The organism is Vibrio plantisponsor, from assembly GCF_013041605.1.
Taxonomy (GTDB): Bacteria; Pseudomonadota; Gammaproteobacteria; order Enterobacterales; family Vibrionaceae; genus Vibrio; species Vibrio plantisponsor.
Genome location: NZ_JABEQC010000004.1, coordinates 166,575 through 182,891 on the forward strand (window position 1 = coordinate 166,575; position 16,317 = coordinate 182,891).

Genomic DNA, 16,317 nt, shown 5'->3' on the forward strand with positions numbered 1-16,317 from the left:
AAAAAATAGCAGCCATTGGCTGCTATTTTTGTTTTCGGATTAAACGCACATCTAAATGTCCGTTAGCTAAACACTTTAACTAAAAACCAAGGCTTTCAGTGCTGACTCAGAATTAATATCTGCGAACTCTGGCGGGTTATCGAGACGATACTGGAAGTTCAAATCTGGAGCTTCAGCTTTCATTCCGTCAATCAGAAAATCACTGCTGACCATTGGCGAGTTAACGCAAGCCAACACTTCCCCACCTTCCGTTAATAGTTCAGGAAGACGGCGAAGAATTCTTTGGTAATCTTTAGTCAACGCAAAGCTGCCTTTCTGAAAAGAAGGCGGGTCAATAACGATCAGATCATAAGGTCCAGCTTTTTTGATTTTCCCCCACGATTTAAAGATATCGTGTCCTAGGAAACTCACTTTACTGAGGTTGTGATCATTAATCAGATGGTTTTCTCGCCCTTTCGACAAAGACCCTTTTGCCATATCGACATTGACGACTTTATCGGCGCCACCAGCAATCGCTGCCACGGAAAAGCCGCAGGTGTAAGCAAACAAGTTAAGTACGTTCTTATGTTTAGCGTGTTCTCTCACCCAGTCGCGGCCTAAACGCATATCGAGGAACAAGCCAAAGTTTTGGTTTCTGCCAATATCAAGCTGATACTTCAAACCACTTTCAACCACAACAGGTCTTGAATTCAACTCTCCCCAAAGCACTTGGGAAGGAGCTCCGTCAGCGTAACGGTGTTGAAGCAAAATACAGCTGCCGTTTCGCTGTTGCCATAAGGATGATTGCGATAACGCTTGCAAACCTTGTTCGAGTGCTTGAAGAAACTCTTCTTCCACTTCTTTGAACAAGTTTACAACCAGTTGTCCCTGTAGCCAGTCACAAGTAATTTGCTCCAAACCTTCCCAACGTTGACCTCGACCATGAAACAGACGACGAACTTCATCAGGGGCTTGTGTGAGCTGAGCATTAAGCTCTTCAAAAAAAACGGGTAAAGCTGAAAGTTGCATAATATTACTTTTTCACTGTTGGCCAGTTAAGTGACCAAGGTTGTAACCATAATTCAATGTTTTGACTAACCACTTCGCTGTTCCATTTCTGCCCAAGGTACTCTTTTTTTCTTGGGTCACAGAGAAACTGAAAGGTTTCGCCAGCATAAATAAACTTAAGAGCAAAGGCGTGTAAATATCCACGGTCAGCTTCATCGGAAGCGTTATAAATAGGGTCACCTACGATTGCTGAACCAATCGATTTAAGCGCTACACGAATCTGATGCGTTTTTCCTGTGTGAGGCTTACACAAGAACAATCTCTCGCCGGGTTCTGCTGCTGCTGAGAAAAATTGGGTCACCGCCGGATTTTGCTGAGTCGCAAGCAGTTTCCAAGAAGCGCGACGAGAACGCTCCATATCACCGCTGATCAGGCCTTGCTTTTTCTTTGGCTTCTTACTGCCAAGAGCTAAATAGAATTTTTCAACATCACGATGAGCAAAGGCTTGAGAAAGTTCGCTCGCTGCTTGAGCATTACGCGCAAGCAATAATATGCCTGACGTCATCTTATCGAGTCGATGAACTAAATAAAGCTGAGAATCACCGCTGACTTTGCCAACTTCTTGCAACAGCATGGTATCGCCATCATCTTTGTGTACCGAAACATTCGGATGCTTATTGATGACGATAAAATCAGAGTGAGTAAATAGAATATCGAACATGATGCCCCTCAATAATGGACGGCCATTATACTCAACTGAGACTAAAGGTCAGTAAAACATTATGTTGCAGGCTTCAGATAGGCACAAAAGGATAGAGATAAAACAAAGGCCGCTTAAAGCGGCCTTATCAAATCAAACTTCTTAATGATGCGAACAGCTGATTATGCGAAGAACACTAGCAGCATCAGTACCGGACATACGAAACGAACGTAAGTCGGCCAAATTTTCCAGAACCAGCTACTCTCAATTTCTGGGTAGCCTTGCTTCAGTTCATTCAATACTTGGTTACGGTTCCAAATCCAACCTGCAAGAAGCGTAATCATCAGTGCAATGATTGGCTGTGAGTAAACCGTCGTGAATTGAATCACCAAACCGAACAGGCTTGAGAAGTTCATAACAATCACACCAGAAGCAATCGTTACCAAACCACCAATCCAAAGTACTGCTGTATTACGGTTCTGTTTTAGCTCTTCCGTCGCACAAGAAACCGGAACTTCTAGCATTGAAATCGATGACGTCAGCGCCGCAATGATCATCAGTAAGAAGAACACTACACCGACGATTGCACCAACCGCGCCCATGGTATCGAACATGGCTGGAAGTACTGTGAACACAAGCGTATCCGAATTCAGAAGCTCGCCAGATTCAGAGAAGATTTCAACACCGTGATTTTTAGCAACAAACATAGCAGGCAGAATCACTAGACCTGCGATAAATGCAACGCCAGTATCGATCAAAGCCACTTGAGCCGCAGTTTTTGGAATGTTGGTATCTTTCTTCAGGTATGAACCGTAAGTGGTCATTACACACACACCTAAAGATAGCGAGAAGAATGCTTGCCCCATCGCACCCACAATTAAAGAAGGCGTGAAATGAGAAAAATCAGGGATAAGGTACATCTTCAGGCCTTCCATCGAGCCTTCTTGAGTAAAGATGTAAACCGTTAGCAGAGCGAACAAAGCAAACAATACTGGCATCAAACGAGTTGACCATTTTTCAATACCATCAGCAACCCCGCTACGCACGACATACATAGTGATCGCCATGAATGACACCATCAAAACTAGGTTGCGTTCAGTACCAAAACTGGTAAGCCAATGAGCCGCACTGTCCATCCCAACCAGAGTTAAGCCACTACCAAAGAACGAGCCAATCAACCAACCTGCAACGATCGCGTAGAAAGCCAGAATCAAAGAGACAACCGTTAAGCCGACAACACCAAGCAAAATCGCGCCCGCTTTACCCTTAGGCCAAACAGATTTGAACGAACTGATTGAGTTCGACTGACCATAACGGCCAATGGTGAGCTCTGCTACTAACATTGGAAATGCAAGTAGGAAAACCATAAGCAGATAAACAAAAAGAAATACCGCGCCACCATTGCTGGCAGCCTGAGTTGGGAAACCCCAAACGTTTCCTAAGCCTACAGCAGAACCTGCTGCTGCCATGATGAAGCCAAATCGAGAGGTGAACTGCCCTCTAGAACTACTTGCCATAATTTTTATACCGATGTGTGTGTTTGCGTTATATGTTTGTCGATAGCCACATTTGCGTGTAAATTTAATTTTACACAAACAAAAATATCAATAGATATCGAAGTGGTGGCAAGTAAAACAGTTTGAGAATAAAATTGGAAGCCCGAACAGACTAATTTATGGCATTCATGTCTATTTAATAGATTAAATGGTGCTTTTTTGGTCTTTTTGTAAGAATTTATTCCTACACCCCCTGCGCAACAAAAAGCATCCATCTGCATATCTTTTACATTCATTGACGCTAAATTCTTTCTTCACATATGCTTTCGACTTAATATCACCACTAGGTATTTTAGATATAAGTGACTCATGGATAAGGTTTATCATTTCTTAACACTTGCAGGCATCGCGCTCTACTGGTTCCTTGTGGCGGGTGTCACCATACGTGTGGTACTCAAACGCAACGCCGTGAGTGTCTCTTTGGCTTGGTTGATGATCATTTATATCCTGCCGATACTGGGTGTGATTTGCTATTTCCTTTTCGGTGAACTGAATCTAGGGCGCAAGCGCGCAGACAGAGCGAAAGAGATGTTCACTCCCTTTGGTGAGTGGTTTAAGTCCTTAAATGCGTGTCAGGCACACATGCCTGAAGCCATGGGTGCACACATTTCTAAGATTGATGAGCTGTGCAATTACCGAATGGGCATTCCAGCTTTATCGGGAAACACCTTGTCGCTGTTGAACTCTCCCAACGAGATCCTTCACTCCATCATTGAGGATATCGAACAAGCAAAGTCCACAATACGAATCGTTTTCTACATTTGGCATCCGGGTGGATTAGCCGATTCCGTTGCATCCGCACTCATTCAGGCTGCAAAACGGGGTGTTGATGTCAAAGTGCTTTTAGATTCTGCTGGTAGCCCTCGTTTTTTCCGCAGTCACTGGGAAAAGATGATGCGAGACTCCGGCATTCAACTGATTCAAGCTTTGGAAGTGAGCCCGTGGCGTATATTCCTTCGTCGTCTCGATCTTCGCCAACATCGAAAAATCATCGTTATTGATAACAAAGTGGCTTATACCGGTTCGATGAACATGGTTGACCCTGCCTATTTCAAACAAGATTCGGGCGTCGGTCAGTGGATTGACATTATGGTTCGGGTAACAGGTCCGACGGTAAACGTACTTTCTGCCATTCATTGCTGGGACTGGGAAGTTGAAACCGGAATACGTGAACTTCCGCCACAACCAGAATGTCAGATTAACCCGCTTCTACCTCAACATCCTGTGCAGGTTGTTCCTTCTGGTCCCGGGATGCCAGAGAACTTGATCTCTCAGGTGTTAACCTTAGCCATCAATCAGGCGAACGAGTCTGTGTGCATTACGACACCGTATTTCGTTCCTAGTGCAGACCTGCTAGCCACGCTAAAAATGACTGCCCAACGAGGCATCAAGGTCGACTTAATCATTCCGATGAAGAACGACTCCTTGATGGTTCAATGGGCATCGCGATCTTTTTACGGTGAACTACTAGAAGCCGGTGTCACCATCCATAAGTTTTATGGCGGCCTCTTGCACACAAAATCCGTCGTGATTGACAGAAAGTTCTGTTTAGTCGGAACCGTTAATCTGGATATGCGTAGCTTGTGGCTCAACTTCGAAGTAACACTGGCAGTAGATGACCAAGAGTTCACAGAAGAAATGTACTGGCTGCAACAAGGCTATATAGAACAATCTCAACAAGTCGAATACGAGAACTGGGAAAAGCGTCCACTTAGTCACCGCTTCCTTGAACGAGTGTTCTACCTGTTTAACCCACTTCTTTGATCTTTTTGCCTTTGCAGGGTTGCATTTCAACATGTCTCCATGTTTTAAATAGTCAAACGATGCATTTAACAAGGACAAACCATGGCAGAAGGAAAAAAAACTACGCTTGTAACCGCTGGTCGCAATAAGAAATGGACCAACGGCGTAGTTAACCCGCCCGTTCAACGAGCTTCAACAATTGTGTTTAATAGCGTTGCGGAAAAGAATCACGCAACCGCAAACCGCGCCAACAAAACTCTGTTTTACGGGCGCCGTGGCACAACAACACATTTCGCTTTTCAGGAAGCAATGAACGAGGTTGAAGGCGGTGCTGGCTGTGCGCTCTACCCTTGTGGTACCGCTGCGATAAGCAATACTATTTTGTCTTTTGTTGAAACTGGCGACCATGTTCTTATGGTCGACACCTGTTACGAACCTACTCGCGATTTCTGCGAGAAAATCCTTGCGAAGCTAGGCGTAGAAACGACCTACTTCGATCCAATGATTGGCGAAGATATCCGTAAGCTAATAAAACCAAACACTAAAATGCTGTTCTTGGAATCTCCTGGGTCTATCACCATGGAAGTTCAAGATGTTCCGCTGCTATCCAGTATCGCTCACGAACAGGACATTATTGTCGTGTTGGATAACACTTGGGGCGCAGGCGTGAATTTCTCACCATTCGATCATGGTGTCGATATCTCTGTTCAAGCGGCAACAAAATACATTGTTGGACACTCAGATGTGATGTTAGGTACTGCGGTTTGCGTTGAAAAGTACTGGCCTCAACTGCGTGAGCAAAGCTACCTGATGGGGCAATGCGTATCGCCAGACGATGCGTATCTGGCTTTGAGGGGTTTACGCACTCTTGATGTTCGTCTGCGTCAGCATGCAGAGAGCAGCATCAAAGTTGCTCAGTGGCTTGCAGAACGACCAGAGGTCGATCATGTTCGCCATCCGGGTTTACCTTCTTGCCCTGGTCACGAAATTTTTAAACGTGATTTCACTGGTGGCAACGGTCTATTCTCATTCGTTCTGAAAACAAGTTGCCCTAAAGCAACCACCGCTCTGCTGGATGGAATGAAACACTTCAGCATGGGTTACTCATGGGGTGGATTTGAAAGCCTGATTTTAGCCAATGAGCCAAACAGCTTTAACAGCCTGCGCACAGTAGCGAATCCAAACTTTGAAGGTACGTTGATTCGTCTGCATATTGGTCTGGAAGATGTGAACGATTTGATTGCAGATTTAGAAGCAGGCTTAGCTCGCTATAACTCCGTCATTTTGGAGCAAGCGGTTACCGCCTAGCACTAACCATTACCCAAAAAGCGAGACAGAAAAATGCAAAAGAGCACCGGAGTGCTCTTTTTTATTGCGAGTGATTCATACTGCAAAGGTCTGTTCTACCGCTTATTTTTTGGGGCAATGCTCAAGGTGATCGTTCACCATGCCAACGGCTTGCATCAGCGAATAACAGATAGTTTCGCCAACAAACTTAAAGCCTCGCTTCTTAAGAAACTTACTCATGGCTTTTGATTCTTCTGTTGAGACGGGTACTTGACTCATATCCTGCCAATGGTTGACTTTAGGTTGACCACCAACAAACTGCCATAGCGCTTTATCTAACGAACCAAATTCTTTCTGAAGCTCAATCGCGGCGCGAGCATTAGAAAACACAGACGCAATTTTCCCTTTGTGCTTAACCACATCATAATGCTCGATAATCTTTTGAACGTGCGATTCATCGTACTTCGCTAACTGGTTAATATCGTAATTCTCAAACGCTTGGCGATAGCCTTCTCGCTTTTTCAGAATCGTTATCCAACTTAAGCCAGCCTGTGCACCTTCTAGAGTAAGGAATTCGAACAACTTAACGTCATCATGCACAGGAACACCCCATTCTGCGTCATGATATTCTCGCTCTAGAGGATTCTTCATCGCCCAAGCACACGTGTTATCTGCCTTATCTGACATGCCATTGTTCCTTGTTATTCCGCTCAATGGGTGGATTATAACTTATTGAATTCTCGATTCACCTTAAATGCGTCAGAAGTGACATACGCCTCCATATTGCGCACACGTTTTTCTACTTTTGTTAGATCTTCATGCAACGTGTTGAGCAGAGCGCCTGGGGTCTGACCTTGCTCCCATGGCTTACTTTTCAACGTATGTTCGCGTTGTGACTTAACGGTTTGCTCATATTGATAGGGCTGCTTCTCCAGCATCAACATTAATGCAAGGTAAGCTAACACGATCAAAAAGCCGCCGCCCAATAGCGCCGCAGAGATAACCAGTATACGAACAATCCACACCTCTAGGCCAAAGTAGTTCGCCAGACCGGCACACACGCCACCTATCTTGCCATTTACGGGGTCACGATATAATTCTCGGCTAGTCATAGTTACGTCTCCAATTTGGAGATTCCGCGTCCAGAATCCGCTCAAGTGTTTCTACTCGCGACTGCAAGCCACTCGCTTTTTCCGAAAGCTGCTGCAGCGTTTCATAATCTTCTGAAGAAAGTCCGCTGCCCACTTTTCGTTTGCTGCGATAGTGTAGAAGCAGCCATAGTGGAGCAACGAAAATCAAAAAGACAATGAGTGGTCCAGCAAAAAATACAGAGGTCATAGCCTACTCCTAATTATTTATTTTATTGTTCTATTGCTGATCTTGTTGCATTTGCTTTTTTAATTTTGCCAGTTCTTGCTCAATTTCATCTTGTGCCTGAAGTTCTGCAAACTCTTGGTCAAGAGACTTACCTTGTGCAGACTGAGCGTAAAGATCCGCTTCGGCTTCTAACTCATCCACTTTACGTGAGTACTGCTCAAACTTCGACATGGCTTCTTCTGTGCGGCTGGTATGTAAGTGACGTTGCACATTACGACGATTCACCGCTGATTGAGAACGGATAGCCAACGCCTGTTGCTTCGCGCGCGTCTCAGTGATTTTGCTCTCTAACTTAGTGATTTCGCCAGTGAGCTTATCAATGGTTTCTTCTACTAATGTTTGTTCTGTGTGTAAGCTTTTCAGAACCGATTGCAACTTCTGCTTTTCAATCAAAGCTGCGCGAGCCAAATCGTCACGCTGCTTGTTCAATGCCAGCGTAGCTTTGCTTTGCCAGTCTTCGATTTGATCATCGATACTTGCAACTTTACGTGCGAGTTCTTTTTTGTCTGCTATCGCTTTAGCGGAATTGGTACGAACTTCCACCAGCGTATCTTCCATCTCTTGAATAATGAGACGAATCATTTTTTCAGGATCTTCCGCTTTATCCAGTAATGCGCTGATATTGGAATTTACGATGTCTGCAAAACGAGAAAAAATGCCCATATTTGACTCCTTAGTTATCAATTCGCTGTTCAAACCGGTCACAGCCTAGTTACTTCTTGTGTATTCCAAGTTCCATGCCAATTTTCACAGCTTTATTTTTCAGTAGCTTACATTGAATTACCCAAAAGACAGGACTATGCTATAAACGATTTAGCCAACAGTTGGTAAATTTCACCAACTATTTCATCCGTTACTTAGCGAAACAGATGCGGTGACCGATAACGTCTTGTTATGGATAGAGAGAGATAACTGTGCAACAAAACTTAATTGGGGAATCCCCAGCGTTTCACGCCGTTCTGGATAAAGTCTCTCGCTTGGCACCGATTGAGCGTCCGGTTCTTATCGTTGGCGAGCGCGGTACAGGTAAAGAGCTTATCGCCCAGCGTTTACACTATCTATCAAAGCGTTGGGACCAACCATTAATCTCACTCAATTGTTCAACACTTAGCGAAGGCTTAATCGATTCCGAGCTTTTCGGCCACGAGTCTGGCTCTTTTACGGGTTCGAAAGGCAGACACCAAGGCCGCTTTGAACGCGCTGAAGGCGGTACGTTGTTTCTTGACGAACTTGCCACCGCGCCATTGTCAGTACAGGAAAAATTACTGCGGGTTATCGAATATGGGCAATATGAACGTGTCGGCGGTAACCAAGCCCTCAATGCCAATGTACGCTTAGTGTGCGCGACCAATGCAGACTTACCAAAGCTTGCCCAAGCGGGTGACTTTAGAGCAGACCTGCTCGATCGACTAGCGTTTGATGTTATTCACCTTCCGCCACTTCGCGAGCGCAAAGAAGACATTGCCCTGCTGGCGGAGTATTTCGCTATCCGCATGTGTCGAGAACTCGAACTGCCTTTCTTTGCTGGTTTTACACCACTGGCAATGCAGAATCTTACAGAGCATCCTTGGCCGGGAAATATTCGAGAACTGAAAAACGTGGTTGAGCGAGCGGTGTATCAACACGGCACTGCTGACTTCCCTATTGATTCATTAGTTTTTGACCCGTTCCAAAAACATTGGCAAGAGGAAGCTCAAGAAGCTTCTGCATCACCGAATAAACAAGAAGAACACCAAGCCGAGCTTGCATTCCCGATGGATTTTAAGCAATGGCAGGAACAACAAGACAAATACGTTATTAATGAATCGCTAAAATTTGCCAAGTTTAATCAAAGACAAGCCGCTAAGTCGCTCGGATTAAGCTATCATCAATTTCGAGGACTGATGAGAAAGTATCAACTTTCAAAAGGTGAATAACCCTATATACCCAAGTAACATCAAGTTACTGATTTTCTGGGTAGAATAACTATATATTCAAATCAGTGCCTTGCCTATGAACGAATTAATTCTCGCTGAACAAGCATCGTGAGGTTACTTGGGTATACGCAGCAACCTTTTTCTTGGTTTAACAACCGAAAAAATGGTAAATTAGCAGGATTTTGAGGCAAACGTGATTGTTACTTTTAGCGCTTATCGACAACATATCGCTTTCTACTTTAATGGAATAGTTACCTTGCTTCGTTTCCCACACTGTTTTTCTATATGAACACTTTATTACGAATCACGCTCGGATTATGCGGACTAAGCCTTCTTGCTGGCTGTGGAGAAGAAATTGATCATACAAAAATCCGCCAAAGCGGCTTTGTTTACTGTGGTCAAGGCAGCCCTAGTACCTTTAATCCCCAATTAGTTGATAGCGGTATTACTTCTGAAGCATTGAGTCCGCAGTTGTACGATACGCTGTTGAAGCTTGATCCGGATACACACACACCCATTCCAAATATTGCGACTCAATGGCAAGTCAGCGAAGACGGCACCGAATATACATTCAACTTACGCAGCGGCGTTAATTTCCACACCACGTCTTGGTTCACTCCGACACGCACAATGAATGCAAAAGACGTAGTCTTCAGCTTTAAGCGCATCATCGACCCAACGCATCCATACCACTACGTTAGCAATGGCAACTACCCTTGGTTTGCGGGTATTAACTTTCGTAGCCTGTTGAAGAGTGTCACAGCCATCGATGACCAAACAGTAAAGTTCACACTTAGCCGTCCTGACAATAGCTTCTTATCCAACATTTCAACGACTCATGCGGTAATTTTGTCAGAAGAGTATGCACAGCAGCTGCAAATTAAAGACGAAAAACACAATATCGATGAGTTCCCAGTCGGCACAGGTCCTTTCTTTCTCGATGAGTTCAAAGTTAATGATTTAGTACGCTTACGTCGCCATGAAGGATATTGGAATAACCCTGCCATTATGAAGCAGGTGGTGTTCGATATTTCACAACGTGGTACAGGCACGTTAGCCAAACTGCTACGTAACGAATGTGATGTGTTGAGCTTCCCTATTTCCAGCCAGATACCTGTTATTCAAAAGCAGGAGAATATCGATCTTTCGATTAAGCCAGCGATGAACGTGGCTTTTATCGCTGTAAATACCTCACATCCTGCTCTGAATGATGTACGTGTGCGTAAGGCGTTGAACTTTGCCATCAACCGTCAAAACATTCTTGATTCTGTGTATTACGGTACTGGCAGTATTGCTTACAACATTTTGCCGCCAAGCTCATGGGCTTATCAAAAAGATGATGTCCAAATCCGTTATGACCGTAACTACGCGCTTGGTTTGTTAAGAGATGCGGGTTATGCCAACGGTCTTGAGTTATCGATGTCTGTGCCTATTGAGCCTCGTTCTTATAATCCGAGCCCGCGTAAAATGGCAGAAATGATTCAGTCGAACCTTGCGGACGTTGGCGTCACTCTGCACTTAATTCCTGAAAGCAACGTTAACCGTTCTCAGCTGGCCGAAAAGAGTCACATTGATCTGTTCCTAAGAGGATGGACGGGGGATACTGGTGATCCGGATAACTTCTTACGCCCACTGCTTTCATGCGGAGCAAACCGTGCAGGCCTTAATGCGTCTATGTGGTGTAACAGTGATTTCGATTTCTTACTTGATTTGGCATTGGAAGTTGATCGACCTCGATATCGACTCAATCTTTATAAACAGGCACAAACCATTTTGAACCAAGAGTTTCCTGTCATTCCGATTGCACACGGAATGCAATTTAAAGCGTACAACAAAACCTTAACTGGTTTTCGTTTAAGTCCGTTCAGTGTCGAACCGTTTAACAATGTGAAGAGGATTACCGAATAATGCTTATCTATACGGTACGCCGCTTCAATCTGTTTATTATCACGCTACTGATCCTAACTCTGGTGGGTTACAGCCTGCTGCGTCTTGAACCTCAGTCACCTTGGGCTATTCAAGATTTCTGGCGCGGTTGGTGGATGTATTTGGGCGAGCTTTCTCAGTTCAATTTCGGCACAACTAAAAGCGGCGTTGATATTGCGTCTGAGTTGGTTAAAGTCTTCCCTGCAACACTTGAGCTATGCTTGATTGCCTTTTTACTGTCTCTATTCATTGGTTTACCGGTTGGTACCATCGCAGGCATGAAGCAAGGTAAATGGATTGATACTGTTATCTCCTTTACTTCGATGATGGGTTACTCGGCTCCACTGTATTGGATAGCCCTGATGCTGATCATGATCTTCTCACTGCACTATGGCATGTTCCCAGTATCGGGACGCTACGACCTATTGTATGAAGTAGAACCGGTCACAGGTTTCATTCTTATTGATGCCTTCTTCGCCAAAGGTGTGAATAGCGCCAACATCCTGCACAGCGTATTTCAACATATGATTTTGCCTTGTTTTGTACTGGCATTAGCCCCGACCACTCAGGTCATTCGTTTGATGCGCGCTTCAGTTGCAGATGTTATGTCTCAAAACTATGTACGTGCCGCGCGAATTAAAGGTTTGTCCTATTACAAAATCATTACTCAGCACGTATTGCGTAATGCGATTCCGCCTATCATTCCCAAATTTGGGGTTCAGTTATCGAGCATGCTGACTTTGGCTATCATCACCGAGTCAATTTTCAATTGGCCGGGCATTGGCCGTTGGTTGCTGGATGCGTTATCGAACAAGGATTACATGTCTATTCAGGCTGGTGTGATTGCTGTGGGTTCTTTAGTATTAACCGCGAACATCCTATCGGATTTGATCGGCGCGATGATCAACCCTCTGGTGAGAAAGGAATGGTATGCTAACAAATAATATTTATCAGGAAGAGCGCATTCCAACTCAGTTTGAACGTTTCTGGCGTAGTTACAGAGCTAACAGTCTTGCGATGTTCGGACTTTGGAGCCTAGGCTTGATCATACTTATTACGCTCATCTCTCCTTGGTTGATTCCGCATGACCCGCACGGTCAAAGTGGCTTTCTATTAATGCCGCCATCTTGGGATCCATCGGGCTCAGTTGAGTACTTCCTAGGAACAGATGACTTAGGACGCGATATCTTGTCGCGTCTTATAGACGGCTCTCAGCTCACCTTTGGTGCTTCTGTCATTATTACCTTTATCGCTGCGTTTGTGGGCTGTCTTATCGGCATTCTTGCTGGTATGACGAAGGGGTTATTGTCCAGTACTTTGAACCACCTGTTAGACACAGTAATGTCGATTCCATCACTGCTGCTGGCGATTATTTTCGTTGCTTTCCTTGGTTTTGGTGAGTTCAACGTATTGCTGGCTATTTGTCTTGCTCTGATTCCAAGATTCGTGCGTTCGGTTTATATCGCCGTGCATAACGAGGTAGAGAAAGATTACATCATGGCTGCACGACTTGATGGTGCGAGTGATTTCTATCTGTTGTGGCATTCGATTTTGCCAAACACTCTGCCAATGCTGGCTCAAGAAGTTACTATGGCGCTGTCTATTGCTATTCTTGATATAACCGCTTTAGGTTTCTTGGGCCTTGGTGCACAAGCGCCTAGTACTGAATGGGGTGCGATTCTGGGTGACTCTGTAGAACTTATCTACCTTGCACCTTGGACAGTTACCCTACCCGGCCTCGCAATCATGTACACCGTTGTTATGATAAACCTTGTCGGTGAAGGCGCACGCCAAGCATTAAATGCAGGAGTCGAATAATGCCATTATTAGATATTCGTCATCTGACTATTGAAATTGATACCCCACAAGGCCTCGTGAAAGCGGTAGACCGCATGAGCCTCACTCTTAACGAAGGTGAAATTCGTGGCCTAGTGGGCGAATCCGGCTCTGGTAAGAGTTTGGTCGCGAAAGCGATTGTCGGTGTTTGTAAAGACAACTGGCGAATTACCGCAGACCGCATGCGTCTGGGGAATATTGATTTACTGCAACTGACGCCACGAGAAAGGCGTCGTGTCATTGCCCGCGATATCGCGATGATTTTCCAAGAACCATCAACCTGTCTGGACCCTTCTGAAGAGGTGGGCAAACAGTTGATAGAATCAATCCCGACACGCACATTTGAAGGCAAATGGTGGCAACGCTTTACTTGGCGTCACAAACAAGCGGTAGCGCTGCTGCACAAAGTGGGCATCAAAGATCATAAGCGTCTTATGGGAAGCTACCCGTACGAGCTGACCGACGGTGAATGTCAAAAAGTTATGATCGCGATGGCGATTGCCGCCAAACCTAAGCTGCTTATTGCGGATGAACCAACCAACGACTTAGACCCAATCACGCAGTCGCAGATTTTGCGTTTATTGAGTCGTATGAATCAGGTTAACAATACCTCGATTCTGCTTGTTGGCCATGACTTAACCACTATTACTCAATGGGCGAATCGCATTACCGTAATGTACTGTGGTCAATCAGTCGAGTCTGCTGACACCAACAAAATTCTCACTGAGCCAAAACACCCTTATACATCAGCATTGCTTAAAGCGATGCCGGACTTCAGTGACTGGATTCCGCACAAGCAGAAGCTGCATTCTCTGCCTGGGTCCATTCCTCCGTTGCAGCATTTACCCATTGGCTGTCGTTTGGGTCCTCGCTGCCCATACGCAAAGAAACAATGTGTTGAAGTACCAAGAAGTCAGATCATTAAGAACCATAAGTTTGCCTGTCACTTCCCTCTTAACGTAGAGCAAAAATCATGAGCGTTTCACTATTAGAAGTCAGTGACCTTAAAAAGAACTTTGTAACGCGCTCTGGTCTTTTCCGTAAGAAAGTACAAGAAGCGGTTAAACCTGTGAGCTTCACTCTTGAAGCGGGTCAAACCATCGGTTTTATCGGACAAAACGGTTCTGGTAAATCCACCCTTGCACGTATGTTGGCAGGAATGATTGAACCGACAGGTGGAGAAATTCGCGTTAACGGCGAATTGCTTGAGCACAAAGATTATTCAACACGCTGTAAACTGATACGAATGATCTTCCAAGACCCGAACACGTCGCTCAACCCTCGTATCCAAATTGGTCGTATTTTGGAAGGCCCGCTAAAGCGGAACACCAGTATGCCACCGGAAGCACGAGAAAAACGCGTTAAAGAGACGTTACTACGAGTTGGCTTACTGCCAGAGCACGCTTACTTTTATCCGCAAATGCTAGCAACGGGTCAGAAGCAGCGTGTATGTCTTGCGCGAGCTCTGATCTTGCAGCCTTCTATCATCATCGCAGATGAAGCTCTCAATGGTTTGGATATGGCTATGCGCTCTCAGATCATTAACTTGTTCCTAGAGCTGCAAGAAGAAATGGGCGTATCGTTTATTTACGTATCACAACATATTGGTGTGATTAAACACATCACCGACAAAGTGATGGTTATGCACGAAGGCGAAGTGGTTGAATCCGGAAATACGCTTGAGGTGTTGTCTGAACCCCAACACCCTATTACTCAACGTATGATTGAGAGCCATTTCAATAAGGCACCATGCTTCAAATAGGCCGAGTTTTTTTCGTCCTATCGTCTCTTCTGGTGCTGCTCGTCAGCACCAAAGTTATTGCTCAGAATAACTGGCAAGATACCTCATTCGTAGAACGGGCCTTTATCCATGTAGCTTTGAGAAATGAGTATTCAGCGGGTAAGAAACCATTAGTAAAGTGGCAACAACCCATCAAAATCTGGATTGAGCATAAAGTCGGTGATCAAGCCTTACATGACGAGCTGGCCGATGCACATATCAAACATCTAAATCAAATCATTGGTCACCCTATCTACCGAGTACAAACTCGCCAAGAAGCCAACGTAGTTTGGATTTTCACCCAGCAAAAAAACTGGGGTGAAGATGTTGAGCGAGAGATGGGTAAAGAGTCTGCCAAACATATGTTTGGCGCCGTATGCCAAGCTGGCTACAAGACAAACTCGAAGACCCATGAGATTATCTCTGCGGCTGTGGTCATCCCTGTAGATCAAGCTCGCAGCCATGGGAAACTTGTGGCTTGTATCGTCGAGGAAATTACGCAAACACTCGGTTTGCCTAACGACTCTGAATTCGCCTACCCTTCAATTTTTAACGATAAAACACCCGAAGATTTGCTCTCACCTCTGGATGTGGTCCTGCTGAAGTTACTCTATGAGCCCGAGTTAAAAACCGGAATGACGGAATCACAGGCTCGCCCTGTGCTTAGAAAATTAATAAAACAGTATCAACAAAAAGGCCTGCTAAAGCAGGCCCTTAAAGAATCTCAGTCATCACCACTCTATCAGTGGTTTCGCTAATTAGCGACGAGCGTTCTGCTTGTCGAGTTCAAAATCAAACTCGTCAGGAAACAGCACAACACCCTCTTCGTTTTCGTTTGGAAAAACAACCACTGACAAGTCATCTTGTTCTAGGCCGCTTGTCCAACGACTGCGCCATTTGTTGTATGAAATCGCTTCGGCTTCACACTCACTCCATTCGCCAGTTGCCCAAGCTTCAGCAAACTCACGATTTGGCCATACTGGCACGCAATCGTCATCTTCAGTATTGAGCATCACACAACCGTGTTCGTCTTTTAGAATCCACACTTGCTGATTCGCTACAATTTCCTTAATGCAGTATTTAAAGCGCTGCTCTTGGTCGTACTGATTAATTGTCGCGATTTGTTCCGCGGTTAACGCATTGGACATATTAGCCTCCAAACAAAACGCCCACAGCAGTTTCTAAGCTATGGGCGTTAAAACCTTTATT

Annotated in this window: 17 protein-coding genes; 9 read left to right on the forward strand and 8 right to left on the reverse strand. The window is 44.9% G+C overall.

The window, feature by feature from the left end; all coding sequences use genetic code 11:
- Positions 1-75: 75 nt before the first annotated feature.
- The 3 genes from HKI82_RS07605 to HKI82_RS07615 form a co-directional block, all read right to left on the reverse strand.
- A complete protein-coding gene (locus tag HKI82_RS07605; protein ID WP_102969396.1) occupies positions 76-1,008 on the reverse strand; it encodes a class I SAM-dependent methyltransferase in 933 nt (310 codons plus the stop codon).
- 4 nt (positions 1,009-1,012) lie between these two features.
- A complete protein-coding gene (locus HKI82_RS07610; RefSeq protein WP_171137655.1) occupies positions 1,013-1,708 on the reverse strand; it encodes a TIGR01621 family pseudouridine synthase in 696 nt (231 codons plus the stop codon).
- A 161-nt stretch (positions 1,709-1,869) separates the two neighbouring features.
- Positions 1,870-3,204, reverse strand: coding sequence for a sodium-dependent transporter (locus HKI82_RS07615; RefSeq protein ID WP_171137656.1), 1,335 nt, complete (start codon positions 3,202-3,204; stop codon positions 1,870-1,872).
- A 348-nt stretch (positions 3,205-3,552) separates the two neighbouring features.
- Here HKI82_RS07615 and cls point away from each other — a divergent pair, with 348 nt between their 5' ends.
- Positions 3,553-5,007, forward strand: coding sequence for a cardiolipin synthase (cls, locus tag HKI82_RS07620; protein ID WP_171137657.1), 1,455 nt, complete (start codon positions 3,553-3,555; stop codon positions 5,005-5,007).
- Positions 5,008-5,088: 81 nt separating this feature from the next.
- Positions 5,089-6,294 carry a cystathionine beta-lyase gene (locus HKI82_RS07625; protein WP_171137658.1) on the forward strand — a complete coding sequence of 402 codons (1,206 nt, stop codon included), beginning with the start codon at positions 5,089-5,091 and terminating at the stop codon, positions 6,292-6,294.
- Between the two features lie 102 nt (positions 6,295-6,396).
- On the opposite strand, the gene HKI82_RS07630 is transcribed toward HKI82_RS07625, so the two are convergent.
- From HKI82_RS07630 to pspA, 4 genes are read right to left on the reverse strand one after another with little or no spacing between them, the layout of a single operon-like run.
- A complete protein-coding gene (locus HKI82_RS07630; protein WP_171137659.1) occupies positions 6,397-6,960 on the reverse strand; it encodes a DNA-3-methyladenine glycosylase I in 564 nt (187 codons plus the stop codon).
- Between the two features lie 35 nt (positions 6,961-6,995).
- The gene (pspC, locus tag HKI82_RS07635; RefSeq protein WP_171137660.1) at positions 6,996-7,385 is read right to left on the reverse strand and encodes an envelope stress response membrane protein PspC; all 390 of its coding nucleotides are present in this window, start codon (positions 7,383-7,385) and stop codon (positions 6,996-6,998) included.
- Entirely contained in the window at positions 7,378-7,611 is a 234-nt protein-coding gene (gene pspB, locus HKI82_RS07640; protein WP_102941718.1) for an envelope stress response membrane protein PspB, read from the reverse strand. Before pspB ends, pspC begins: the two co-directional genes overlap by 8 nt.
- A 30-nt stretch (positions 7,612-7,641) precedes the next feature.
- Positions 7,642-8,313: a phage shock protein PspA gene (gene pspA, locus HKI82_RS07645; RefSeq protein WP_171137661.1), complete on the reverse strand. Its 672-nt coding sequence runs from the start codon at positions 8,311-8,313 to the stop codon at positions 7,642-7,644.
- 251 nt (positions 8,314-8,564) lie between these two features.
- Between pspA and pspF the strand changes: the two genes are divergently transcribed.
- From pspF to HKI82_RS07680, 7 genes are all read left to right on the forward strand, one after another.
- Positions 8,565-9,566, forward strand: coding sequence for a phage shock protein operon transcriptional activator (pspF, locus tag HKI82_RS07650; protein ID WP_171137662.1), 1,002 nt, complete (start codon positions 8,565-8,567; stop codon positions 9,564-9,566).
- Positions 9,567-9,851: 285 nt separating this feature from the next.
- On the forward strand, positions 9,852-11,474 hold the full coding sequence (gene sapA / locus HKI82_RS07655; protein WP_102941715.1) for an ABC transporter substrate-binding protein SapA: 1,623 nt from the start codon (positions 9,852-9,854) through the stop codon (positions 11,472-11,474).
- Positions 11,474-12,436 carry an ABC transporter permease gene (locus HKI82_RS07660; RefSeq protein WP_102941714.1) on the forward strand — a complete coding sequence of 321 codons (963 nt, stop codon included), beginning with the start codon at positions 11,474-11,476 and terminating at the stop codon, positions 12,434-12,436. Before sapA ends, HKI82_RS07660 begins: the two co-directional genes overlap by 1 nt.
- Complete coding sequence (sapC, locus tag HKI82_RS07665; RefSeq protein ID WP_171137663.1) at positions 12,423-13,310, forward strand: putrescine export ABC transporter permease SapC; 888 nt, start codon at positions 12,423-12,425, stop codon at positions 13,308-13,310. The genes HKI82_RS07660 and sapC overlap by 14 nt, the downstream gene beginning before the upstream one ends.
- A complete protein-coding gene (locus tag HKI82_RS07670; RefSeq protein ID WP_042482085.1) occupies positions 13,310-14,305 on the forward strand; it encodes a peptide ABC transporter ATP-binding protein in 996 nt (331 codons plus the stop codon). The genes sapC and HKI82_RS07670 overlap by 1 nt, the downstream gene beginning before the upstream one ends.
- Positions 14,302-15,090, forward strand: a complete 789-nt coding sequence (locus HKI82_RS07675) for a peptide ABC transporter ATP-binding protein (protein ID WP_042482082.1) — start codon at positions 14,302-14,304, stop codon at positions 15,088-15,090. The genes HKI82_RS07670 and HKI82_RS07675 overlap by 4 nt, the downstream gene beginning before the upstream one ends.
- Positions 15,078-15,866, forward strand: coding sequence for a DUF2927 domain-containing protein (locus HKI82_RS07680; RefSeq protein ID WP_171137664.1), 789 nt, complete (start codon positions 15,078-15,080; stop codon positions 15,864-15,866). Before HKI82_RS07675 ends, HKI82_RS07680 begins: the two co-directional genes overlap by 13 nt.
- Here the strand turns inward: HKI82_RS07680 and HKI82_RS07685 are convergent, their stop codons facing one another.
- Positions 15,867-16,256: a DUF2750 domain-containing protein gene (locus HKI82_RS07685; RefSeq protein ID WP_042482078.1), complete on the reverse strand. Its 390-nt coding sequence runs from the start codon at positions 16,254-16,256 to the stop codon at positions 15,867-15,869.
- Positions 16,257-16,317 lie beyond the last annotated feature (61 nt).

Excerpts from the sequence above, each read along its gene's own strand:
- HKI82_RS07625 (WP_171137658.1), top strand. The coding sequence starts at position 5,089 with ATGGCAGAAGGAAAAAAAACTACGCTTGTAACCGCTGGTCGCAATAAG.
- pspA (WP_171137661.1), bottom strand. The coding sequence starts at position 8,313 with ATGGGCATTTTTTCTCGTTTTGCAGACATCGTAAATTCCAATATCAGC.
- HKI82_RS07615 (WP_171137656.1), bottom strand. The coding sequence starts at position 3,204 with ATGGCAAGTAGTTCTAGAGGGCAGTTCACCTCTCGATTTGGCTTCATC.
- sapC (WP_171137663.1), top strand. The coding sequence starts at position 12,423 with ATGCTAACAAATAATATTTATCAGGAAGAGCGCATTCCAACTCAGTTT.
- sapA (WP_102941715.1), top strand. The coding sequence starts at position 9,852 with ATGAACACTTTATTACGAATCACGCTCGGATTATGCGGACTAAGCCTT.
- HKI82_RS07610 (WP_171137655.1), bottom strand. The coding sequence starts at position 1,708 with ATGTTCGATATTCTATTTACTCACTCTGATTTTATCGTCATCAATAAG.
- HKI82_RS07685 (WP_042482078.1), bottom strand. The coding sequence starts at position 16,256 with ATGTCCAATGCGTTAACCGCGGAACAAATCGCGACAATTAATCAGTAC.
- pspB (WP_102941718.1), bottom strand. The coding sequence starts at position 7,611 with ATGACCTCTGTATTTTTTGCTGGACCACTCATTGTCTTTTTGATTTTC.
- HKI82_RS07605 (WP_102969396.1), bottom strand. The coding sequence starts at position 1,008 with ATGCAACTTTCAGCTTTACCCGTTTTTTTTGAAGAGCTTAATGCTCAG.
- HKI82_RS07680 (WP_171137664.1), top strand. The coding sequence starts at position 15,078 with ATGCTTCAAATAGGCCGAGTTTTTTTCGTCCTATCGTCTCTTCTGGTG.
- cls (WP_171137657.1), top strand. The coding sequence starts at position 3,553 with ATGGATAAGGTTTATCATTTCTTAACACTTGCAGGCATCGCGCTCTAC.
- HKI82_RS07630 (WP_171137659.1), bottom strand. The coding sequence starts at position 6,960 with ATGTCAGATAAGGCAGATAACACGTGTGCTTGGGCGATGAAGAATCCT.
- pspC (WP_171137660.1), bottom strand. The coding sequence starts at position 7,385 with ATGACTAGCCGAGAATTATATCGTGACCCCGTAAATGGCAAGATAGGT.
- HKI82_RS07675 (WP_042482082.1), top strand. The coding sequence starts at position 14,302 with ATGAGCGTTTCACTATTAGAAGTCAGTGACCTTAAAAAGAACTTTGTA.
- HKI82_RS07670 (WP_042482085.1), top strand. The coding sequence starts at position 13,310 with ATGCCATTATTAGATATTCGTCATCTGACTATTGAAATTGATACCCCA.
- HKI82_RS07660 (WP_102941714.1), top strand. The coding sequence starts at position 11,474 with ATGCTTATCTATACGGTACGCCGCTTCAATCTGTTTATTATCACGCTA.